20 protein-coding genes are annotated in these 20,991 nt (G+C 64.5%); 17 read left to right on the top strand and 3 right to left on the bottom strand.

The features are described from left to right. Positions 1–123 precede the first annotated feature (123 nt). The 6 genes from amaP to BMX94_RS06410 are packed head-to-tail and all read left to right on the top strand — an operon-like array spanning position 124 to position 5,012. On the top strand, positions 124–888 hold the full coding sequence (gene amaP, locus BMX94_RS06435) for an alkaline shock response membrane anchor protein AmaP (protein ID WP_091004926.1): 765 nt from the start codon (positions 124–126) through the stop codon (positions 886–888). Between the two features lie 2 nt (positions 889–890). Continuing rightward, on the top strand, positions 891–1,295 hold the full coding sequence (locus BMX94_RS06430) for a DUF2273 domain-containing protein (protein WP_286160046.1): 405 nt from the start codon (positions 891–893) through the stop codon (positions 1,293–1,295). A gap of 60 nt (positions 1,296–1,355) precedes the next feature. Next, positions 1,356–1,925 carry an Asp23/Gls24 family envelope stress response protein gene (locus tag BMX94_RS06425; protein WP_091004924.1) on the top strand — a complete coding sequence of 190 codons (570 nt, stop codon included), beginning with the start codon at positions 1,356–1,358 and terminating at the stop codon, positions 1,923–1,925. A 3-nt stretch (positions 1,926–1,928) separates the two neighbouring features. Next, positions 1,929–3,278 carry a Mur ligase family protein gene (locus BMX94_RS06420; RefSeq protein WP_091004922.1) on the top strand — a complete coding sequence of 450 codons (1,350 nt, stop codon included), beginning with the start codon at positions 1,929–1,931 and terminating at the stop codon, positions 3,276–3,278. Further along, positions 3,271–4,050: a type 1 glutamine amidotransferase gene (locus BMX94_RS06415; protein ID WP_091005018.1), complete on the top strand. Its 780-nt coding sequence runs from the start codon at positions 3,271–3,273 to the stop codon at positions 4,048–4,050. The genes BMX94_RS06420 and BMX94_RS06415 overlap by 8 nt, the downstream gene beginning before the upstream one ends. Before the next feature lie 50 nt (positions 4,051–4,100). Then, on the top strand, positions 4,101–5,012 hold the full coding sequence (locus BMX94_RS06410; RefSeq protein ID WP_091004920.1) for a ribokinase: 912 nt from the start codon (positions 4,101–4,103) through the stop codon (positions 5,010–5,012). Between the two features lie 66 nt (positions 5,013–5,078). Here BMX94_RS06410 and BMX94_RS06405 read toward each other — a convergent pair whose 3' ends face one another. Then, the gene (locus BMX94_RS06405) at positions 5,079–7,121 is read right to left on the bottom strand and encodes a DUF6541 family protein (protein WP_091004918.1); all 2,043 of its coding nucleotides are present in this window, start codon (positions 7,119–7,121) and stop codon (positions 5,079–5,081) included. A 169-nt stretch (positions 7,122–7,290) separates the two neighbouring features. Between BMX94_RS06405 and BMX94_RS06400 the strand changes: the two genes are divergently transcribed. Genes BMX94_RS06400 through BMX94_RS06390 form a run of 3 tightly spaced genes read left to right on the top strand, consistent with a single transcriptional unit; the run spans position 7,291 to position 10,621 of the window. Continuing rightward, positions 7,291–8,442, top strand: a complete 1,152-nt coding sequence (locus BMX94_RS06400; RefSeq protein WP_091004916.1) for a glycosyltransferase — start codon at positions 7,291–7,293, stop codon at positions 8,440–8,442. Then, entirely contained in the window at positions 8,439–9,575 is a 1,137-nt protein-coding gene (locus BMX94_RS06395) for a glycosyltransferase (RefSeq protein ID WP_091004914.1), read from the top strand. The genes BMX94_RS06400 and BMX94_RS06395 overlap by 4 nt, the downstream gene beginning before the upstream one ends. Further along, positions 9,572–10,621 (top strand): glycosyltransferase family 2 protein, encoded by a 1,050-nt coding sequence (locus BMX94_RS06390; RefSeq protein WP_091004912.1) that lies wholly within the window; start codon positions 9,572–9,574, stop codon positions 10,619–10,621. Before BMX94_RS06395 ends, BMX94_RS06390 begins: the two co-directional genes overlap by 4 nt. Positions 10,622–10,684: 63 nt before the next feature. On the opposite strand, the gene BMX94_RS06385 is transcribed toward BMX94_RS06390, so the two are convergent. Further along, complete coding sequence (locus BMX94_RS06385) at positions 10,685–11,335, bottom strand: HAD family hydrolase (protein ID WP_091004910.1); 651 nt, start codon at positions 11,333–11,335, stop codon at positions 10,685–10,687. 215 nt (positions 11,336–11,550) lie between these two features. Here BMX94_RS06385 and BMX94_RS06380 point away from each other — a divergent pair, with 215 nt between their 5' ends. From BMX94_RS06380 to BMX94_RS06370, 3 genes are all read left to right on the top strand, one after another. Beyond that, positions 11,551–12,915 (top strand): CapA family protein, encoded by a 1,365-nt coding sequence (locus BMX94_RS06380; protein WP_091004909.1) that lies wholly within the window; start codon positions 11,551–11,553, stop codon positions 12,913–12,915. A 217-nt stretch (positions 12,916–13,132) separates the two neighbouring features. Next, positions 13,133–14,899 (top strand): aspartate--tRNA ligase, encoded by a 1,767-nt coding sequence (gene aspS, locus BMX94_RS06375; RefSeq protein ID WP_091004907.1) that lies wholly within the window; start codon positions 13,133–13,135, stop codon positions 14,897–14,899. Positions 14,900–15,595: 696 nt separating this feature from the next. Beyond that, on the top strand, positions 15,596–15,913 hold the full coding sequence (locus tag BMX94_RS06370; protein WP_091004904.1) for a glutaredoxin family protein: 318 nt from the start codon (positions 15,596–15,598) through the stop codon (positions 15,911–15,913). Between the two features lie 185 nt (positions 15,914–16,098). On the opposite strand, the gene BMX94_RS06365 is transcribed toward BMX94_RS06370, so the two are convergent. Further along, complete coding sequence (locus BMX94_RS06365; protein WP_091005016.1) at positions 16,099–16,401, bottom strand: hypothetical protein; 303 nt, start codon at positions 16,399–16,401, stop codon at positions 16,099–16,101. A 160-nt stretch (positions 16,402–16,561) separates the two neighbouring features. Here BMX94_RS06365 and BMX94_RS06360 point away from each other — a divergent pair, with 160 nt between their 5' ends. The 5 genes from BMX94_RS06360 (at position 16,562) to tatC (ending at position 20,988) form a co-directional block, all read left to right on the top strand. After that, on the top strand, positions 16,562–17,860 hold the full coding sequence (locus BMX94_RS06360; protein WP_091004902.1) for an aspartate aminotransferase type Ic: 1,299 nt from the start codon (positions 16,562–16,564) through the stop codon (positions 17,858–17,860). Between the two features lie 316 nt (positions 17,861–18,176). Beyond that, the gene (locus tag BMX94_RS06355; protein WP_177171354.1) at positions 18,177–19,103 is read left to right on the top strand and encodes a tetratricopeptide repeat protein; all 927 of its coding nucleotides are present in this window, start codon (positions 18,177–18,179) and stop codon (positions 19,101–19,103) included. A 15-nt stretch (positions 19,104–19,118) separates the two neighbouring features. Continuing rightward, positions 19,119–19,439: an STAS domain-containing protein gene (locus BMX94_RS06350; RefSeq protein WP_091004899.1), complete on the top strand. Its 321-nt coding sequence runs from the start codon at positions 19,119–19,121 to the stop codon at positions 19,437–19,439. Positions 19,440–19,506: 67 nt separating this feature from the next. Continuing rightward, positions 19,507–20,178 carry a Sec-independent protein translocase subunit TatA/TatB gene (locus tag BMX94_RS06345; RefSeq protein WP_091004897.1) on the top strand — a complete coding sequence of 224 codons (672 nt, stop codon included), beginning with the start codon at positions 19,507–19,509 and terminating at the stop codon, positions 20,176–20,178. Positions 20,179–20,199: 21 nt separating this feature from the next. Further along, complete coding sequence (gene tatC, locus BMX94_RS06340; RefSeq protein ID WP_091004895.1) at positions 20,200–20,988, top strand: twin-arginine translocase subunit TatC; 789 nt, start codon at positions 20,200–20,202, stop codon at positions 20,986–20,988. The last annotated feature ends 3 nt before the right edge of the window (positions 20,989–20,991 follow it).

Genomic DNA, 20,991 nt, shown 5'->3' with positions numbered 1-20,991 from the left:
TTTCGTGAGGGTATCCCTGTCACACCCCAGACGGTCCAATTAGCGTCCCGTCAAAGGGGTATGCTCTTCTTTGTCAGGTCGGCGGGGGAACCGTCGGAACGGCGCTCGACAGGGGAGTTGCGCATGGGTGGTTTCAAGCGCTTCTGCATGTTTGTCTTCTCGCTGGCAGGGCTTTTGTGCCTGGCGGCGTTCGTGCTTACGTGGCTCGGGCCATGGACCGCCCAGGCCTCGGCGCTCTTCTCGCTTCCGGAGTACTACACCGTGGTTGAGGTGCTTCTTCTCATCACGGTTGTGGGGCTGCTCGTCATGCTCTTCCGCTCGATCTTTTCGCGTCGCGTGCGCACCGTCGAGGTGACCACCGTCGATGGTGGCACCATCTCGGTCTCGCGTGACGCCATTGCGTCGCAGGCCACGCATGTGGTCGAGGCCGATGGCACCTGCTCGGCAGACCGCGTCTTTGTGAGCGCCAAGAAGCGCGGTCACGTTCGCGTGCACGTGCGCGTCTTGCCGCACGAGAGCGTGGACGTGGTCCAGAAAGGCACGGAACTCCACGAGGAGCTGGTTCGCGGCCTCACTGCCGTGTGCGGAGACAAGCTCGAGGACGTGAGCCTTGAGTTCGTGGTGCCCAAGGAAGCCGCTGCCATGCCCGCGGGTGACGTGAGCGTGCGCACCACGCAGACTTCTGCCTCGGCCGCCACGGACTATGCGACGGATGACTACCTGCCCGCCGCCGAGCCGCCCAGCGAGGAGGCTCCGACTCCCGAGCCGCAGGTAACATCCTACGGTGCCATTACGGTTCCCATGGGCGTGGGCCACGACGGTGCGTCCGTCTCCGCTGACAGCAGCACTGCAGACAATAACGGCGACGATAAGGGCGAGGAGGCCTAGCCATGAGCGACGAGTTCACCAAGGCGCCGCGGGCAAAGGTCGAGGCCGAGGAGTCGCACCAGCGCCAGGACGAGCAGCGCGAGGCGTCGGGCGTGCCGGGTGCCCAGCAAGACGCCGCGCCAATGAGCGAGCCGCATGAGTCGACGGCCGGCACCCAGGGCACCCAGAACACGGTCAACAGGGCCTCCGCTTGGGTGAGCAGGACGTTTCCCGGTCACGAGAACGCCTTCCTGGGTGGTGTCTGCGGCCTTATCGTTGCAATCGTTATGGCGGCCATCGGCTTTTGGCGCACGCTTCTGCTGGTGCTTCTCGTGCTCATTGGCGTGGCCATCGGCCAGCAGGCAGACGGAGACCCAAAGATCCTGCGCGCCCTGGGCAAGATCTTCCGGGACCACGAGACGCACTAGCCACCGCGACGCAGCGGCGTCGCACGCAGCAATCAGTAGCCCACAGCAAGAGGAGTGAGCATGGATACCGAGAACAACACGCAGGGTGCCGAGGCCCCGGTAGAGGCGGCCATCGTAGCCGCTCCTGTACCCGCAGCCCAGCCCGAGCCCGTCGAGGGGCAGGATATCGACATTGCGGACGACTCCGATTCCGAGGACTCCCTCACGTTCTCCAACGGCGTCATCGAGAAGATCGTGGCCATCGCCATGCGCGACGTGCCCGGTGTGGTGGGCATGAAGGGCAGCTGGCTCAACCGCGTTCAGGACGCCTTTGGTGCTTCTGACACCACGAAGGGTGTCTCGGTGGAGGTCACGCCCGAGAGCGCCGTCAAGGTGAACGTCTCGGTGCTCATCGAGTACGGCGCCTACGCCCCGCAGGTCTTCGAGGACGTGAAGAAGGCCATCGTAAAGCAGGTCACGGGCATGACTGGGCTGGAAGTTGCGGGTGTCAACCTGCGCATCGAGGACGTGCTCACGCCCGAGGAGTACAAGCGCAGCGTAGAGGCCGCGAAGGACGCCGAGAAGACCGCCCCAGCCTCGGATGCCAATGACGCCAAGGCTCCGGTGGCCACTCGCGGCGGGAAGGCGTAGCGCATGGGGTTCCGTAACGCCTGCGCCGTTGGTCTGGGGCGCCTTACGTCCTGGGGCCTGCGCCGCGTGCTTCACCGCAACGCCTCCCAGATGCCTGGCAGGGTCGCCCTGGCGCTTGACCCCAACGCCATAGCGCACCTGGCACCCAAGCTCGCGCAGGGCGCCATCGTGGTCTGTGGCACCAACGGCAAGACAACAACCAACAACGTGCTGGCCAACGCCATCGAGCGCTCGGGCAGCACGGTGCTGTGCAACCGAGCCGGCGCCAACATGGCCGCCGGCGTGACCGCGGCGCTGCTGCCCGGCAGCGGTGCGGACTGGGCGGTCATGGAGGCCGACGAGCTCTCGACCGTCCATATCCTGCCCCAGTTGCGCCCCCGCTACCTGGTTCTTCTCAACCTCTTCCGCGACCAGCTTGACCGTGCGGGCGAGATAGACCACGTGCAGGACACCATCGTGGCCGCACTTGCGGCCTCGCCCGAGACCACGCTCCTGGTGTGCGGAGACGATCCCCTCTCCGTTGGCGTGGCGCTTCGCGCGAAGAAGGCGGGTACCAAGGTCCTGGCATTTGGGATAGGAGAGGACCTCCATCTTCCGCCCGACCGCGTGCCCGAGGCACGCTTCTGCCAGGTCTGCGGAGCGGAGCTCGCCTACGACTACCGCGCCTATGCCCAGCTGGGCGCCTTCCGCTGCCCCAATGGCGACTTCGAGCGCCCCAAGCTCGACTTTGTTGCCACCTGCGTACGCGTGGACGCCCACGGCGTCGGCTTCGACGTGGCGTTTCCCGAGGGCGGCACGGCGCGCGTCTCTGCTGGCTTTGGCGGCGTCTACATGGTCTATAACCTGCTTGCGGCAGCCGCTGCGGCGCACCTTGCGGGTGTGGATTCCGCCTCGTTCCAGGCGGCGCTCGATGGCTACCATCCCGAGAACGGCCGCCTGCAGCACTTCACGGTTGGCGGGCGCGAGGTCGTTCTCAACCTGGCAAAGAACCCCACGGGCTTCAACCAGAACATCTCGCTGCTCCAGACTGATACCCGCCCCAAGGCCGTCTTCTTCGTGATCAACGACGACTTCAACGACGGCAAGGACATCTCCTGGATCTGGGACGTGGACTTCGAGCGCCTTCTGTCCGAGAAGGACCTTCTCGCCTTTGCCGGTGGCCACCGCGCAAACGACGTGCAGGTTCGCATGAAGTACGCGGGCATCAAGGCCCCGGTGGCAAAGACCGTTGGCGAGGTCCTGGGCCGCTTGGGCTCGGTGCCGCTGGACAGGCCGCTCTACGTGCTGTGCAACTACTCTGCGCTATGGCCGGCCAAGGCCGAGCTCGAGGGGATGGGTGAGCGTCATGACTAGCAAGGTCGCAGAGAAGCCCATTCCCACGGGCGGTCGAACGCTGCGCATAGCACACCTCTACCCAGAGCTCCTGAACCTCTACGGCGATTCCGGCAACATTCTGTGCCTGCGCCGCCGCATGGAGTGGCGCGGCATCACCCCGGATGTGATGGAGGTCCACGTCGACGACACGCCGTCCTTCTCGGGCGTGGACATTGCCTTCATCGGCGGTGGCTCGGACCGCGAGCAGCGCATCGTGTGCGACAAGCTCTTGGCCGAGCAGGCAGAGATCAGGGCCTTTGTGGAGGACGGTGGCGTGCTCGCGGCCGTGTGCGGCGGCTACCAGCTCTTGGGCTCGAGCTACCTCATGGCCGACGAGCGCGTGGAGGGACTTTCCCTCGTGGACCTCTACACCGACCACGGCGACCCGCGCCTCATTGGCAACATCGTGGTGGAGAGTTCCATCTCGTCGCAGCCCATCGTGGGCTACGAGAACCACGCTGGCCGCACGCACCTGGGCGAGGGCGTCACCCCGCTGGGGCGCGTGCTCTATGGCCACGGCAACGATGGCGTCACGGGCTATGAGGGCGTGCTCTACAAGAACGTGGTGGGCACCTATGTTCACGGCCCCCTGCTTCCCAAGAACCCTGGCGTCGCCGACCACCTCATCGCCCGCGCCTTGGAGCGCAAGTACGGCATCGCGGAGCTCGAACCGCTCGACGATACCGAGGAGCTTGCCGCCAACCAGGTCATGTACCATCGACTCATGGCAGGAGAGGTCCAGGAGAGCTAGCGCGTCACGGGCGGCCGTTGCCGTCGCCCGACGCACGGGATGGAGGGCGCATGTCGAAGGTCGTCGTCTTTGGGTCGCTCAACATGGACCTCTCGGTGAGCTGCCCGCGCGTCCCCAAGTCAGGCGAGACCATCATAGGCAGCGGGTTTCTCGCAAGCCCTGGTGGCAAGGGCGCCAACCAGGCCGTGGCGTCGGCGCGCATGGGCGCCCTTACGCACATGGTGGGCGCCGTGGGGAAGGACGTCTTTGGCACGCGCCTGGTGCAGTCGCTTGTGGAGGCAGATGTCCTCTGCGAGCGCGTGCGTGCCCTGAAGGACGTGCCCACCGGCACTGCGACCATCCTTCGAGCCAAGGGCGACAACCGCATCGTGGTTGATCCTGGCGCCAACGCCACCACCCATGCCGATGTGGTCTGCTCGGCCATTGACCAGATCGCAGAGCCGGGCGACGTCTTCCTCACGCAGCTCGAGTGCGACTTGGACACCACCATGGACGCCATTGCCTACGCACGCGAGTCCGGGCTGTACACCATCCTCAACGCCGCCCCGGCGGCGCCGCTCTCATCGGACATCTACCAGTCGATCGACCTTCTCTGCGTGAACGAGACCGAGTGCCAAGCGCTCACGGACATCTCGCCAGATACCGAGAAGGGCCGCATGCGCGCGCTCATGGCCTTCTCGGCACACGGCGTGGCAACCACGGTCATCACGCTGGGGGCCAGGGGCTCTGTGGCTCTTATCGCCGACGACATGTACCGCATCGAGCCCTACCAGGTGGACGCGGTGGACACCACCGCCGCGGGCGACGCCTACCTCGGCGCCCTGGCGGCGCAGCTCTCCCATGGGCTCGATATCATCGATGCCATGCGTTGGGCGTCGGCGGCGGGCGCTCTGGCGACCACGCGTGCGGGAGCGCAGCGCTCCATTCCCACCTTCGATGAGGTCGAGCGCCTGCTTGCATGAGACAAGGGGACAGTCCCTTTGTCTCATCGATGAGCATGAATGAGACAAAGGGACTGTCCCTCTGTCTCATTCCGTTGCGGTGATGCGGTAGAGCTTGTAGCCACTCTCCTCGAGCACCAGCTCAAAGCCGGGGGTGTCGTCGGTGATGTAGTTGATGCCGCGCCACTTGCTGGCGTCGTAGGTGTCCTTCACGAAGGTGCTCTTGCGCTCGTCGGTGCTCATGACCAGCACGTAGCGGGCGCCCACGGACTCCACGGCCTCCTGGACCTGCGGATCGTTGGCAATGTTGTAGAGCCGCTGGCGTATCACGCGGCTCTGCCAGGTCTCGTCGCTGCCGCCAAAGCCCGAGAAGTATCGGTAGTAGCAGCGCAGACCCGTGACGCCGTAGCCAAAGACGCTGCCGTCGAAGGGCTGGTTTATGACAAGCTCGTTGCCTACCAGGTGGTGGACGCTCTCCATGAAGTCCGTCTCGCGGTAGGTGAGAGGTGCGTCATGGGAGTACGCCCGGTAGGCGTAGCTCTGGTAGATGTCCCAGGGGCTGCCCTTCTCGGAGCTGTAGCCGTTGCGTGCCTGGCCAGGATAGAAGAGCGCAAGCGGCACGTACGCCGCGGCAACAATGAGCCCCAAGGCCACAGGAAGCATGCGCCAGCTGCGGCAAGGCGTGAGGCGCACGAGCCTGCAGGCCCCTTCGGCCACGGCGTCCAGGCCGTACGAGATGAGCGGTACCGAGAAGATCGTTGCCAGAGAGCCAATGCGGTAGGGGTCCGAGTACCAAAAGCCAATTAGCACAGACCTAAAGGCGTCGTCCGTCGAGCTGCACGCCACGTAGACCATGAAGGCGGTGATCACGTAAGGCACCACGACCCAGCGCGTGTCTCGGCGAGAGACGAGAAGCACCCCTCCCACCAGCAGTATCGCCGCCGGGAAGAGCTGCTCGGCGTCGGGTGCGGGCCACATGCCCCGCATGTAGCTCAGGTGCAAGGCGTTGGTGATGGCGCCGTCGCCGTCGGCGAAGGAGTCCCAGTGGTAGCTCACGAGGTCGGCGAAGGCGGGAATCTTTGTGGCACCCACCCAGGCAACCACGCAGAAGATGGCAAAGGCCACGGCAAGCGCGCGCGGGCCCAGGCTCAAGCGCGAGCCAAGCCTCAGACGCAGCGTGGAGCTGGCAAGGCGCCACACGATCCACGGTGCCAGGAAGACCGCCATCGAGAAGACCACGTTGGGGTGGAGAAGCACCGCCCCGCCAGTCGCAAGTGCCCAGGCGATAAGGTGGTCGACGGTTGCCCGACGCCGCTCGCCCTGGTCGAATGCGCGCATGAAGAGGGCGCAGATGGCGGGCAGCATCGCGAAGGCGGCGATGTTGGGGTAGACCGGCCCCCAGTTGCAGATGCCCCACGGGAAGATGGTGAGCGTAAGCGACGCGACGGCGCCAAAAGCCACCACGCGCGTGCGCCCCGGGAAGACCGTCGAGAGCAGCAGGAGCATGGAGAGGGGATAGACCACGGCCATGAGCGCCAGGTTCACGGCGTTGATTGCGCTGGTCACGCTCACGTTGGTGGCAAGGGCAGCGGTGGCGCACAGCACGTGCCAGCCCGAGGGGTAGTAGCCCGTCGACTGCACGGCCACAAGCGCGTCCGATTCCGTCGAGTAGGAGCTGCCGTCAAGCGGCGACATCGAGAGCGAGTCCATCATCGCGCGGATGGAATTGATGTGGTGCACCGAGTCGTAGTCCTGGTGGAAGGCATTGGGGGAGGGGAGTATCCCCGCAAGAAAGACGTAGCCGGCAACTATGCCCGCCACGAGAAAGACGGCAACCAGGGCAGGATGCACGGCGGGTGCGCCGTCAGGCTGGGCTGGCTGGAATCGGGTGCGGAGAAGCGCCGCCACCAGCAGCAGCGCTGAGGGCGCCCCAACCATCGCGGCGGGCGTGGCGGGGACTCCCGTCATGGAGAGCGCCTGGCCCATGAGACAGATGACCGCCATGCCGAGAGGTGCTGCGGCAAGCAGGGCGGTCATGCGGGGCAGCCCCAGGGTGCGCCCAAGGAGATACCCCGGCACGCCCAGGAAGAGCAGTGTCACGAGGATCGTTACGTAGAAGGAGAGCCACATAGCTTGTATTGTCCGCTTCGCTCGAGGATGGACGTTCGCGGGACGTCCCGCGTGCTAAACCCTTCCATCGTAGCCCATGGGGGCGCAGACGGGATGCGCCAACGCCGCGCATGATAGACTACCTGGTGGGCGAGCATTCCGCCTGCCTGCATGACGTACGGAGGTCAATTTGAGCGACACCAATCAGCCCCTGGTATCGGTGCTGGTCCCCATCTACAACGTCGAGGCCTACCTCGAGCAGTGTCTCTCGTCGCTTGCTGCCCAGACCCTGGACAACATAGAGGTCATCTGCATCAACGACGGCTCAACGGACTGCTCGCCTGCCATCATCCAGTCCTTCCTCGACCGCGACCGCCGCTTCAGGCTGGTGGACAAGTCCAACAGTGGCTATGGCGACTCGATGAACAAGGGACTTGACGCCGCGCGCGGCAAGTACGTTGCGATTCTCGAGTCCGATGACTTCATGGAGCCCGATGGCCTCGCGTACATGGTCGAGCAGGCCGAGCGTGCCTCGCTCGAGGTCTTCAAGTGCAGCTTCTGGCTCTACTGGTCCAAGGCCACCGAAGACCACTCCTTCCGCCACGACCTCTACTTCCCCCTGGCGTCGCCCGAGATGGTGGGGATGGGCCCCCACGCGCCCGTTGACTACCCGGAGGTCTTCTGGTCCAAGGCGTCCATTTGGAGCGCCCTCTACCTGAGGAGCTTCCTGGACGAGAACCACATTCGCTTCCTCCCCACGCCCGGTGCCTCCTACCAGGACTCCAGCTTCACCTTCAAGGTCCTTGCCTGCGCGAGGCGCGTCGCCTACTCCGGCCGCGCCTTCGTCCACTACCGCCAGGACAACGAGAAGTCCTCGGTCAATTCCAAGGGCAAGGTCTTCTGCACCTGTGACGAGCATGCCGAGATGTGCCGCTTCCTCGACGAGGACCGTCCCGACCTCAAGGCTGCCCTCGATCCCATCCGCGCACACGTGAAGTTCCTTAACTACCGCTGGAACTACGGCCGCCTTACCCCGGAGCTTCGGCCCTCGTTTCTCAAGCGCTTCTCGGCCGAGATGCGCGAGGAGGTTGAGCGTGGCGCCATCCCACGGGGCTACTTCGACGGCACGCTTCGGCCCACCGGCACCGACCAGGACCGCTTCCGCTACTTCGAGCCCTGGGAGGTGGCCGAGGTGGCGGACATCATGAACGAGCCTGCCTACTTCGCCGCGCACTTCACGAGCGAGACAAGCCCCGACCGTGCACAGACCGTGCGCACCTACTGGGAGGCCGGCGGCCCGCGCTACCTTGTGCGCGTCCTGCGCGAGAAGGCATTCCGATGAGCGAGGAGGAAAAGATGCAACCCACGCCCATGGTCTCTGTGATCGTGCCCATCTACAACGCCTCGCGCTTCCTCCAGAAGTGCCTTTCCTCGCTTGCCGGCCAGACCTTCGACGACTTCGAGGCCATCTGCGTGGACGACGGCTCAACCGACGCCTCGGCAGACATCGTGCGCGGGTTTGCCGACAGGGACAAGCGCTTCACCCTGGTGAGCAAGGAGAACTCCGGCTACGGTGCCTCTATGAACGTGGGACTCGACCATGCGCGCGGCCGCTACGTGGGCATCCTCGAGTCCGATGACTTCTTCGACCCACAGGCCCTCGAGCTTCTCGTCTTTGCTGCCGAGGCGGCGGACGCCGACGTGGCGAAGGGCAACTTCTGGCTGTACTGGTCGAGCCCCAACGAGCGCCGCATACCCTTCTCGGTCGTCGACGGGCCGCTGGTGGGAAGGACCTTTTGCCCGCGCGGGGACGCCGACCTCGCGATTTTCTTCCGCAAGCCTTCCATCTGGTCTGGCGTCTACCGGCGCTCCTTCCTGGAGGAGAACGGCATCCGATTCCTCGAGACCCCTGGGGCCTCGTACCAGGACGCAGGCTTCAACTTCAAGGTGTGGGCGGCGGCCGAGCGCGCCACCTTCATCGCCGACTGCGTGCTGTGCTACCGCCAGGACAACGAGGCGTCCTCCGTTAAGTCGAGCGCGAAGGCGTTCTGCGTGTGCGACGAGTACCAGTCCATGGCCGAGTACGTGGGCGAGCACTTCTCGGGCCCCGAGGCTTCGCGCCTCACGGGCATCCTCGAGCGTATGAAGCTCGACAGTTACCTCTGGAACTACGACCGGCTCGACCCGAGCCTGCGTCCCGAGTTTGTCGAGCGCATCTCCCACGAGATGTCAGACGACGTGGCCGCCGGCCGCGTTGACATGACGCTCTTCGAGCCTGGTGCCGCGGCCGACCTCGACGCGCTGGTCAACGACCCCGCACGCTTCGTCCGGTCCCGTGACGCGCTGCGTCTCCCTGCCGGCGAGGTCGCGCGCTACCTTGCGCTCGGTGGGGTGCCGCTCCTCGCGAAGGCGCTTCGGTTCAAGGCGCACGGCCATTCCGTGCGCCGCACCAACCAGGAGGGGGCGGCGCTGTGAGTCGCATCTCTGTTGTTGTGCCCGTCTACAACGTCGAGGGCTATCTGGACTCATGTCTGGGCTCGCTGGAGGACCAGTCGCTTGCGGACATCGACGTCATCTGCGTGAACGACGGCTCTACCGATGGGTCGCGCGAGGTGCTCTCGCGCTGGGAGCAGCGCGACCCTCGCATCCGGGTGATAGACAAGCCAAATGGCGGGCTCTCCTCGGCGAGAAACGCCGGCATCGACGCGGCTGCCACCGAGTACGTGTGCTTTCTCGACTCTGACGACCGCTTCCACCCCAACGCGTGCGCCGAGATGGTGCGGCTCCTCGATCAGACCGGTGCCGACGTGCTCACCTTTGGCGCCACGCTCAACCCGCCCGAGACGCGCGACCGCTGGCTCGAGCGCGTGCTCTCTCCCGAGGACGCGCTCTATGACGGCTACAGCTCGAAGCTCATGTTCCTCGATGACACGCGCCCCTTTGCGTGGCGCACCGCCTGCCGGCGCGAGTTTCTCAACGACAAGGGCATACGCTTTGCGGAGGACGTGCGCTTTGGCGAGGACCAGCTCTTCGACTTCGCCATATACCCGCGGTCCTCTCGCACAGCGGTCTCCTCCGAGAAGCTCTACGAGTACCGCGTCGCCCGCGAGGGCTCACTCATGGCGCGTATGAGTGACGACCCCGTTGCGAAGATGCTCGCGCACGTGGGCATCGTCGACCGCATCCTGGCCGACTGGGAGCGCGGTGGCTTCCTGGGGATGGACGACGAGAACCTCGTCGAGTTCATCATGGAGTTCGTGATGCGCGAGGCGATTCGCCAGGATGACGACGGCTACCAACGGGTTGCCGAGGCGCTGCGCCCCGTGCTTCTCTCCCGCTGGGACGAGCGCGCCCTCTCGTCGCTTGACGTGCTCGCAACGACCCACACCATGCTCTTGCAGGCGACAATCTCATCTGCCGGCATGACGCTCCCCGCGCGCCGTGCGCTTGCCGTGGCGTACTTCGTGGAGCACCGGCATCCCCGCGTGTCCCGAACCCTCAGGCGGGGCTTTCGCGGCTAGCCGCTACGGGCTGCGGCAAGTTGCTCCGTTGGGAGGCTGCCTTGTCCCGCTGCGCCTCCCGTCCTACGCCAGGATCTTTGCCTCGAGCTCGGCGGGCGTGTCCACGATGGTGGTGGCGCCGTGCTCGACGAGCCAGTCCCTGTCGCGGAAGCCCCACGAGCAGGACAGGCACGGGCACCCGCAGTTCTGGGCCGTCTCGATGTCGACCTCGGAGTCGCCCACGTAAACCATGCCGTCTACGCTTCTCCCCAGGTCGCGTAGGATGACGTCGATCATGTCGCGGTTGGGCTTGCGCCTGATGCCGGCCCTCTCGCCCATCACGTAGTCGAACTTGCCGGGGTAGAAGTGGTCGATGATGCCCTGGACGGCAAAGTCGGCCTTGTTGGAGACCACGGCGCAGGCGATGCCGGCCGCGCGGAGATCATCGATTACCTCGGCCATGCCCGTGTAGGGCCGCGTGGTGTCGAGCTTGTGCTTGTCGTAGTAGGCCTTGAACTCGTCGAAGACCTTGTCGGCGAGGTCCTTTGGGGTGCCCTCGGGCACTGAGAGGTCAATGAGGCGGCGGATGCCGTTTCCGGTGAAGAGGCGCACCTCGGCGAGGCTGCGCTTGGGCAGCTTGTATGCCACGAGCGAGTGGTTGACGGCCTCGTAGAGGTCGTCAAGCGTGTTGAGCAGCGTGCCGTCGAGGTCGAAGACTGCGGTCTGGTAGGGCATCCCCATCACTCCCACTGCGCCCGCTGGCAGAACCGTTTCCCGTAACGCTGTGCGGCGCGGACGCGCTTGCGTAAGATGAACATTGGCTAGCCAAACGAGCGTACACGCAAACGCGCCCGCCTATCGCACGCTGGCCGTAACGTCACGCAAATCCCAGCAGCGCGGCCCCATTGCTGCGCGTATCCGGACGAGGTTTGACGCCAAGGAGGGACAACGTGTCTCAGAAGCCAACGCACGATGACTCCCGCGAGGTTCCAGACGCGGCCGAGAAGGGCGCGCCGCGTGCCGTGGCGCCGCTGCCCGTGTACCAGCGCTCCTCTCAGCGCACTAGCTACGACTACGTTGACCGCTCTGCTGGCAGCTCACATGCGCACGACGGGCTGCGCCTTGCGCTTTCTGTGCTTGCCGGCATCGTGATTGCGCTTGGCTTTGCCTACGGTGCCTGGACAGTGCAGACGCCCGTTTGGGCTCACGGTGATTCCGGTGCCGAGGAGCCCCAGGCCCAGCAGGCCCCCGTGGACGATGACAAAGGTGCCGCGGCCCCCACGACCATTGACATCTGCATGGTGGGCGACGTCCTTCTCCACCCCTCGGTCTACTCCTCCGGTCGCACGGCGGACGGCTCCTATGACTTCTCGCACCTCTTTGCCAACGTGAGTGACGAAGTTGCAGCTTGTGACCTTGCCATTCTTGACCAGGAGACCATTTTGGGCGGCACGGAGATGGGGCTTTCGGGCTACCCTGCCTTCAACGGTCCCCAGGAGGTGGGCGACGCCGAGGCAAGTGCGGGCTTTGACGTGGTGCTGCGTGCCAGCAATCACACCATGGACCGTGGCTATGACGGCATCCACTCCGAGCTGGAGTTCTGGCGCACGGCTCACCCTGAGGTTGAGGTTGTTGGCTGCACGGACCCGCTGGCAGATGAGCCGGTGCCAGACGACAAGATCTTTGTGTACGAGAAGGACGGCTTCCGCGTGGCTGTGCTCAACTACACGTACGGCCTCAACGGGTATGCGGACCCCAAGGGCGCCGTGGCCCTGCTGGACGAGGACCGCGTGCGCGAGGACTGCAAGCGGGCACGCGAGGAGGCGGACATGGTGGTGGTGTGCCCGCACTGGGGGAGCGAGAACGTCACCGGACCAGATGGCGAACAGCAGCGTTGGGCGGACCTCTTCCTCGAGTGCGGCGTCGACGTGGTCCTGGGCAACCACCCGCACGTGATGGGTCCTGTCGAGACCATGACTGGCGCAGACGGCCACACGATGGTCTGCTACTGGTCGGTGGGCAACTTCGTGAGCGGCATGGACGCCCCACAGAACATGGTCGGCGGCATGGCGCGCGTGCGGCTCGAACGCGATGCCGAAGGCACGTGCCGTGTGGCCTCCTACGGCATGAAGCCCCTGGTCACCCACATTGACCCCGCAGACGAGACTACGTATTTTCTCGCGGACTACACCGATGAGCTTGCCGCAACGAGCAAGCTGCCCTCGGTGACGCCCGCCTGGGCACAGGACCTCTGCGCGGACATTCTGGGTGGCGCTTACGATCGCGAGAAGAGCGAGCTTTTCGTCACGTTGTAGGCGTTCCGGCGATTGGTTTGGGGCTTCTCGGCCTTTTAACTTCTCGTCCGATGCGGGCTTTCCGTTAAGGCACGGTTGCGGCCGTGCATGTTGGTGGGCGGTTGCCCTCATTTGGTTTACCATGGCCAATTGCGCGTGCCGCCGCGGTCTACGTCGGCGCGCCGTCATCTGTTGGTCCGCCCGCACGGCACGGGGCGGAAGAGGCGAGAGGAACCACATGTCCTATAGCATGCACACGCACACCTGCGGCGAGCTGCGCGAGTCGAACATCGGCGAGGAGGTCACGCTCACTGGTTGGGTGTGGCACCGCCGCGACCACGGTGGCCTGATCTTTGTCGACCTTCGCGATCGTGCTGGCGTGACCCAGCTCGAGTTTGACCCCGAGGTCTGCGACGAAGCCACCTTCCACGAGGCCGAGACCATCCGTTCCGAGTGGCCGATCATGGTGAGCGGCACCGTGCGCGAGCGCCCGGAGGGACAGAACAACGACAAACTGGCCACGGGCGCCATTGAGGTCTACGTGACCAAGATCGTGGTGCTCAACACGTCCAAGACGCCCCCGTTCCAGATCGAGGACCACGTCGACACCGCCGAGGACGTGCGCCTGCGCTACCGTTACCTCGACCTGCGCCGTCCCAAGATGATGTCCAACCTCAAGCTGCGCAGCGACTTCACCTTTGCCCTGCGCGAGGCATTCCACGGCTCCGACTTCATGGAGGTCGAGACCCCCTCGCTCTTCAAGTCCACCCCCGAGGGCGCCCGTGACTTCCTGGTCCCCAGCCGCATGCAGCCGGGTCACTTCTACGCGCTGCCGCAGTCCCCGCAGCTCCTGAAGGAGCTCCTCATGGTGGGCAGCGTCGAGCGCTATTACCAGGTGGCCAAGTGCTTCCGCGACGAGGACCTGCGCAAGGATCGCCAGCCCGAGTTCACCCAGGTGGATGTCGAGATGAGCTTCGTCACCCAGGACGACGTGATGGGTGCGCTCGAGCACGTGCTCGCCGAGGCCTTTGGCAAGATGGGCGTGAAGCTTGAGCTGCCGCTCCGCCGCATCCAGTACTGGGATGCCATGGACACCTACGGCACCGACAAGCCCGATACCCGCTACGGCATGGAGCTCCACGACGTGACGCCGATCTTCTCGGCATCCAAGTTCAAGCTCTTTGCTACCGCCGCAAACACCGAGGGGCAGTACGTCAAGGCCATCAATGCCAAGGGCGCCGGCAAGTGGCCCCGTGCGCGCATTGACCGTCTGGCTGACGTCGCCGCCGAGTTTGGCGCCAAGGGCCTGGCGTACATTGCCTTCCGTGAGGACGGCTCGGTGACCAGCCCCATCGTCAAGTTCTTCTCGGACGACGAGATGGCCGCGCTCCGCGCCGAGATGGACGTCGAGCCCGGCGACCTTGTGATGTTCGCCGTCGAGAGCCGCCTGCACGCTGACGAGATCCTGGGCGGCATGCGCAGCCACATGGCAAACGAGCTCGAGGTACCGCGCGAGGGCCACGACTTCCTCTGGGTTGTGAACTTCCCGCTGTTCCACTGGGACGAGGACCGCAAGTGCCTGGACTCCGAGCACCAGCCCTTCACGCAGCCCGACGAGGACCAGATCGACCTCCTCGACACAGACCCGCTGGCCATGGGCTCGCACACCTACGACTTTGTCATGGACGGCTACGAGGCCGGCGGTGGCGGCATGCGTATCCACGACGCCAAGCTGCAGGAGAAGATCCTCGAGAAGCTGGGCTTCACGCCCGAGCGCGCCAAGGCGCAGTTTGGCTTCCTCATGAACGCCCTCGAGTTTGGCGCGCCTCCCATGGGTGGCTTTGCGCTGGGCCTGGACCGCGTGTGCATGCTGCTTGCGGGCGCGGACAACATCCGCGAGGTCATGGCGTTCCCCAAGACGGCGAGCGGCTCCGACCTCATGAGCGCTGCGCCGTCCGAGGTCACGGGCGCGCAGCTCAAGGAGGTCTCGCTGAGGCTCCTGTAGGGGATCATCCTCGTTCCGTCTTGCTTGCCCCGCCCTCTCGTTCTTTTGCGGTCTTTGTTGCTCTCGCTGGAATCTGCCTGGGATAGTGCATGGCCGATTCTGGGAGTCCGCTCAAGAACCGAGGGGGCGGGGTTAGTTTTACGAAATGACGGTTGGTGGCAGTTTGCATTAAATCCTTGATGTGATACAAGGCTTATCGCAAATCGACTACCTGGGGTTCCTCGGCCGACAGGGGCAGAGCTACTTGAGATACTGCCGAAAAACTGCCTCCAACCGCAATAACTAGCCACGCAGGCGCGCACCATTGCCCTCCAACGCTGCCTGCTGCCCTCATTGGCACTTCATCTACCGCGCTGTGGCACGTTATTGCGGTTGGTGGCAGTTTTATGGGGGTGGTCCGAGTATCGGTCGATCGTACCCCCGACAAACCGCTGGTCAATAATGTGTTGGTTATGAATAACATATAAATGATTAATCGAAAACTGCCACCAACCGGCAATTCGTGATCGCACCGTCTTACTAGAGGGCCAATTCATCAGCCAAATGTTGCCGCGTGACCCATTGTCACCGGTGACGGCGGCATTGATCCTGTGGATGTGGAGATTTGTAACTTGTCAAATACCATTTCTGCGGCGGCCCAAATCGGGGTATACGCCGGTCAGTGTCGTAATTGGAACCCTCTCCGAAAGGAACAACATGGCTGAGAAGGACCTTCAACTCTACGTTAAGAACGGCTGCCCCTATTGCCACAAGGTGCTGGCGTTCATGGATGCCAACGGCATCGTGCTGCCGCTGCACAACATCGACGAGTCTGCTGCGGACCGCGACCGCCTGGTCGAGGTCGGCGGCAAGCGTCAGGTTCCGTGCCTTTTCATTGATGGCAAGGCGATGTACGAGTCGGATGACATCATTGCCTACCTGGGCAAGGAGTTCTCGGCTCATGCGGAGGGCGAGAAGAACGACGCCCCCGCGACGGGCGCCTCGTGCACCATTGGCGGCGGCTGCTCGTTCTAGCGTCGGGCCCTTGTGGCTGGCGCCACAGCGGGCGTTTCGTACGTAGTTGCTGCTAGAACTGCCCTTGCGGCGTCAAAACGGCGCCACAAGGGCTTTTTCGTACGTAGTTGCTGCGAGAATGCACCCTATGGCGCCATCTCGCGCCAGCGAGCTCGTCCCCACCTGCGGCGCGCCGCGCAGCCGCCTTACTCCACCGTTCCGTAGACGTTGCCCCAGCCGTGGGCCGTCACGATGCTGTTGAGCTGGTCGCACAGACGCCCGCGCTTGTACCTTCTCGCGGGGAGAAGGTCGACGACCTCCATGAGGTCGTCGCACAGGTCGTCAATCTCGGCGCGCGTGAGCACGTCGATTTTGGAAACCGAGCCTGACATGTTGTGGTAGTAGAGCTCGTTGACCAGCTGCTGCAGCTCGCCGTACTCGGGAGCGCGCAGCCCCCCGTGCGTGACGCTGCGGGCGGTTTTGTGCTCGTGTGTGTCTGTGTTTCTCATCATGAAACCCATGGTACCAGCTGCATCACCCCTACAGGGCGTCGCGCTATACTTCTTTCTCGCCGCTTCGCTCGCAACCGCAGCGCGGTGGCAACCCGAAATGCGTTTCGGGTGCAACGGCAATCGCATCCGTCCATGCAGCTGTCACGAGGAGGGGCCCATGCCCACCGCATATGAGCTCATGTCAGACCAGGAACTCGCACAGGAAATCACACGCCTCGAGGCCGAGGCCGAGCGACTTCGCTCGCTGGGCCTCAAGCTCGACATGGCGCGCGGCAAGCCCAGCCCCGAGCAGACCGCGCTCTCTCACCCCATGCTCGACGTCCTCAACTCTTCCACCGAGATGAACGACCAGGGCGTGGCCGTTGACAACTACGGTGCCCCCGACGGCCTGCCCTCCGCGCGCGCCCTTGCCGCGCAGATCCTGGGCGTCGACCCCAAGAACGTGATCGTGAACGGCTCGTCGAGCCTCAACCTGATGCACGACCTGGTCTGCAACGCCTACACCCACGGCATCGGCGGCAACAAGCCTTGGAGCCAGCAGGGCAAGGTCAAGTTCCTCTGCCCCGCCCCCGGCTACGACCGCCACTTCAAGGTCACGGCCCACTATGGCATTGAGAACATCCCCGTCCCCATGCTCGATGACGGCCCCGACATGGCCATGGTCAAGCGCCTGGTCGAGAACGACCCCGCGGTCAAGGGCATCTGGTGCGTTCCCAAGTACGCCAACCCCACGGGCGTCACCTACTCCGACGACGTAGTCCGCAAGTTTGCCGCGCTCACGCCCGCCGCGCCCGACTTCCGCATCTTCTGGGACAACGCCTACGTGGTGCACACCTTCGAGGGCGAGGGCGACCACCTGCTCAACATCTTCGACGCGCTGGCCGAGGCCGGCAAGTCCGATATGGTCTACGAGTTTGGCTCCACGGCAAAGGTGACGTTCCCCAGCTCGGGCATCGCGTTTGTCACCGCAAGCTCCGCCGACATGGCCGAGATTCGCGCGGCCTTCTCGGTGATGCGTGTCTCGCCCGAGAAGGTCTCGCAGCTTGCGCACGTGCGCTTCCTCAAGGACCTCGACGGCATAAAGGCCCACATGGAGAAGCACGCCCAGATCGTGCGTCCGCGCTTCGAGCTGGTGCAGGAGAAGCTCCACGCGGGTCTCGACGGCCTTGACTGCGCCACCTGGAGCAACCCCCACGGCGGCTACTTTGTCTCGTTCGACGGCCCCAAGGGCTCCGCTAAGTCCATCGTGAGCCTCGCCGCCGAGCTGGGCGTAAAGCTCACGCCCGCTGGCGCCACCTGGCCTTATGGCCGCGACCCCGAGGACACGAACATCCGCATCGCGCCCACGTACCCGTCGCTCGAGGACCTCGGCTCTGCGCTCGACGTCTTTGTGGTTGCCGTCAAGCTCGTCTCGGCACGGCTTGCCAAGGCCGAGCGCGAGGGCAAGCAGGAGTAGGGGCGACTTGCTCTTCTCGTCCACCAAGCGGGCGAGAAGAACGAACATATACAATCTATGTATGGCAACGGCCTCCAGAATGTATTTTTCGTTCGGGAGGCCGATGCCTAGCATGGGACTAGCGTCTGGCCAGAGCCACCGGGTTCGCAGAGTTCTGTAGAATCGGGAGGCGCGCACATCGCCCGCGAGGGTGGGCCCGATGTGGCATACATTAAAGAGTCACAAACGGTGGCGCTACCAAGTGGTGCTGGCGCAAGAGGCGCGGCCCGGCTCTAGGGCCTGCCAGGCGCATGTGGACACGGAGGGATTGTTCGGCATGTCGAAGAGGCCAAACAAGAAGGCAACCAAGAAGGGTGCCCCGGCGGGCGCTGCCTCGACAAAGGGCAAGGGCGGCTCGACCAATAAGGCCAAGAGCGCCTCCACGGGTGGCATCTCGACGCCTGCCAAGGTCGTTATCATCATCTTTGCCGTGCTCATGGTTGTCTCGCTCATGATGCCCACGCTCTCCACCGCCTTCTCGAACAACCAGCAGGCCGAGCAGGAAAGCTCGCAGGACTCCGGCTCGGATTCCGGCTCTGACAGCAGCTCGGACTCCTCGAGCGACTCCAGCTCCACGGATTCCAGTGCTGCTACCGGCGTGGCTGCCGTTGACGCCAAGTACCAGGACACCGTATCGGAGCTCGAGTCCAAGCTCTCCTCGGACAACACCAACCTTGCGACCCTGCTTAACCTGGGCCGCAACTACATGCGCTGGGGCGCCTCGGTTCTCTCGGCGTCCTCCTCGGATAGCGACACTTCCCACGGCAATGAGCTTCTTGAGAAGGCCATTGGCTACTACCAGCAGTACCTCGACCTCAAGGACTCCGACGCCGTGCGCGTGGACATAGCGCTCTGCAAACTCTATGAGGGCGAGACGAGCGAGGCGCAGTCCGACCTCGAGACCCTCACGCAGAACTCGCCCACCTACGCCCCTGCCTGGGCAAACCTCGGCATGGTCCAGGAGTACGCTGGCGACAAGGATGCCGCCAAGACCTCCTACCAGACCGCCATCGACAACGACCCCAACGACGAGTACGGCGCGAAGTCCTACGCCACGCAGCGCCTCTCCGCGCTTGAGACCACATCGAGCACCACGTCATCCACCCCGACGTCCACGACGTCCGGTACGTCCTCGACCTCGGGCGAGACCGGGGCGAAGGGTCTTACGGACACGCTGAACAACCTCTCTGGCACCGGATTCTAAGGAGGAGGAACCCCTATGAGCATCAACATCTCAACTACACCCACCAACGGCGGCTGCCGCGTGGCAGTCTCGGGCGAGGTGGACGTTTCCAACGCCTCCGCGCTGCGCGATGCCCTTGACGAGCAGCTTTCCTCTGGCGAGGGGGCGCTTGCCATCGACCTGGCCGACGTGCCCTACATCGACTCCACCGGCATTGGCGTCCTGGTGGGCGCGGCGCACCGCGCCAAGGAGCAGGGCCGCTCCCTCTCGGTGGAGCGTCCGCAGAGAAACGTTGCGCGCGTCCTTTCGCTTCTCGGCGTGGGCGCCGATCTTAACGTCACCGGAGCGCAGCAGTAGCGCTTTCGGTATGCCCGCGCGCCGCGGGAGACTGTAGGCATTCGATCCACGCTGGAGGAAACCAACCGTGTTTGGCATTGGAGAGTCAGAGCTCGCTCTCATCCTGCTCTTCGCGTTCCTCATCTTTGGGCCTGACAAGCTGCCCGGGATGGGTCGCACCATTGGCCGCGCGCTGCGGCAGTTCAGAAACGCCCAGGAGGGCTTCACGCAGGTGGTGCAGACCGAGATCGTTGATCCCGCGACCGAGGCCATGAGCGACGCGCCCAAGAAGCCCAACCGCAAGCGCAGCGAAGAGGAGGATGCGGACATTGAGGGCTCCGGCGCCTCCAAGTCCACCCCCAAGACCGAGACGTTCGCCGAGCGCAAGAAGCGCCTCGAGGCCGAGCGCGCCGCTGCCGAGAAGGCAAAGGCCGAGGCCGCTGCCGCCGAGAAGGCCGAGCCCGCTGCCTCGGATGCCAACGCCGACAGCGACGCCGACGCCGATCCCGCGGCCGAGCCGTCAGCGGCACCCGCGGCGCCCGCGGCCGAGCCGGCCAAGGCGCCAGCCCCCGCAGACGAGAAGCCCAAGCCCACGACGGCCGCCGACCTGTACGCGATGAGCCCCAAGCGTCGTCGCGAGCAGGCCTCCGCAGACGAGAAGGCCGAGCCCACATCGGAGGCTCCCGCCAGCGAGACCACCGCGGCCAGCAACACCGTTACCGCAACAGACGGAGAGGAGGGCGGCGAGCAGCAGGCCTAGCGCCCCGCTCCCCATACCACCATGCCTATCGGACCAGCACGCATGCCCATCATGGATCACCTCGGCGAGCTTCGTCGCAGGCTCACCATCATCGTGGTCTCGCTTCTCACGGTGGCGGTCATCGTCTACTTTGCCACCCCAACCCTCATCGACCTCATGATCGACCAGATCAAGGAGGCCATGCGCGGCGGCGACCTCTACGTTCTCACCGCGCTCGGCGGCTTCACCATCCGCTTCAAGGTCGCCATGTTCTTCTCGATGATCATCTGTACCCCCATCATCATCTGGGAGATCATGGCGTTCATCCTGCCTGCGCTCAAGCCCAAGGAGCGCAAGTGGGTCGTCCCCACGGTGGCTGCCCTTGTCGCCCTGTTCTTCATCGGCATGATCTTCTGCTACTACGTGATCCAGCCTGCCGCGTTTGGGTGGCTGCTCGACCAGTCCTTCGAGTTCGCTCAGAACATGGCCGACGCCGAGGACTACCTCAACATCTACATGCTGCTTGAGATTGGCTTTGGCATTGCCTTCGAGCTGCCGCTCGTGATCTTCTACCTTTCGATCCTGCACATCGTGCCGTACAAGACCTTCCGCTCCCAGTGGCGCTACATCTATGTTGGCCTCATGGTCCTCTCGGCCGTTGTCACTCCCGACGCCTCGCCCGTGACCATGCTCCTCATGTTTGCCGCGCTTGTCGGCCTGTACGAGATCGCCCTGGCCATTGCCCGCTACGTGATTGTGGCTCGCGACGGCAAGAAGGCCCTCAAGTGGTCCCGCGAGGACTACGAGAACGCGGAGCTCGACAAGCTTTAAACT

Source organism: Olsenella sp. KH3B4 (assembly GCA_900111695.1).
Classification (GTDB): Bacteria; Actinomycetota; Coriobacteriia; order Coriobacteriales; family Atopobiaceae; genus Tractidigestivibacter.
This window is presented reverse-complemented; position numbering and strand designations above follow the sequence as displayed.

Bases quoted from the DNA above. Each gene is read 5' to 3' on its own strand.
- BMX94_RS06425 (WP_091004924.1), top strand. From the start codon at position 1,356: ATGGATACCGAGAACAACACGCAGGGTGCCGAGGCCCCGGTAGAGGCG.
- amaP (WP_091004926.1), top strand. From the start codon at position 124: ATGGGTGGTTTCAAGCGCTTCTGCATGTTTGTCTTCTCGCTGGCAGGG.
- tatC (WP_091004895.1), top strand. From the start codon at position 20,200: ATGCCTATCGGACCAGCACGCATGCCCATCATGGATCACCTCGGCGAG.
- BMX94_RS06420 (WP_091004922.1), top strand. From the start codon at position 1,929: ATGGGGTTCCGTAACGCCTGCGCCGTTGGTCTGGGGCGCCTTACGTCC.
- BMX94_RS06385 (WP_091004910.1), bottom strand. From the start codon at position 11,335: ATGCCCTACCAGACCGCAGTCTTCGACCTCGACGGCACGCTGCTCAAC.
- BMX94_RS06410 (WP_091004920.1), top strand. From the start codon at position 4,101: ATGTCGAAGGTCGTCGTCTTTGGGTCGCTCAACATGGACCTCTCGGTG.
- BMX94_RS06405 (WP_091004918.1), bottom strand. From the start codon at position 7,121: ATGTGGCTCTCCTTCTACGTAACGATCCTCGTGACACTGCTCTTCCTG.
- BMX94_RS06430 (WP_286160046.1), top strand. From the start codon at position 891: ATGAGCGACGAGTTCACCAAGGCGCCGCGGGCAAAGGTCGAGGCCGAG.
- BMX94_RS06365 (WP_091005016.1), bottom strand. From the start codon at position 16,401: ATGAGAAACACAGACACACACGAGCACAAAACCGCCCGCAGCGTCACG.
- BMX94_RS06360 (WP_091004902.1), top strand. From the start codon at position 16,562: ATGCCCACCGCATATGAGCTCATGTCAGACCAGGAACTCGCACAGGAA.
- BMX94_RS06415 (WP_091005018.1), top strand. From the start codon at position 3,271: ATGACTAGCAAGGTCGCAGAGAAGCCCATTCCCACGGGCGGTCGAACG.
- BMX94_RS06350 (WP_091004899.1), top strand. From the start codon at position 19,119: ATGAGCATCAACATCTCAACTACACCCACCAACGGCGGCTGCCGCGTG.
- aspS (WP_091004907.1), top strand. From the start codon at position 13,133: ATGTCCTATAGCATGCACACGCACACCTGCGGCGAGCTGCGCGAGTCG.
- BMX94_RS06395 (WP_091004914.1), top strand. From the start codon at position 8,439: ATGAGCGAGGAGGAAAAGATGCAACCCACGCCCATGGTCTCTGTGATC.
- BMX94_RS06370 (WP_091004904.1), top strand. From the start codon at position 15,596: ATGGCTGAGAAGGACCTTCAACTCTACGTTAAGAACGGCTGCCCCTAT.
- BMX94_RS06355 (WP_177171354.1), top strand. From the start codon at position 18,177: ATGTCGAAGAGGCCAAACAAGAAGGCAACCAAGAAGGGTGCCCCGGCG.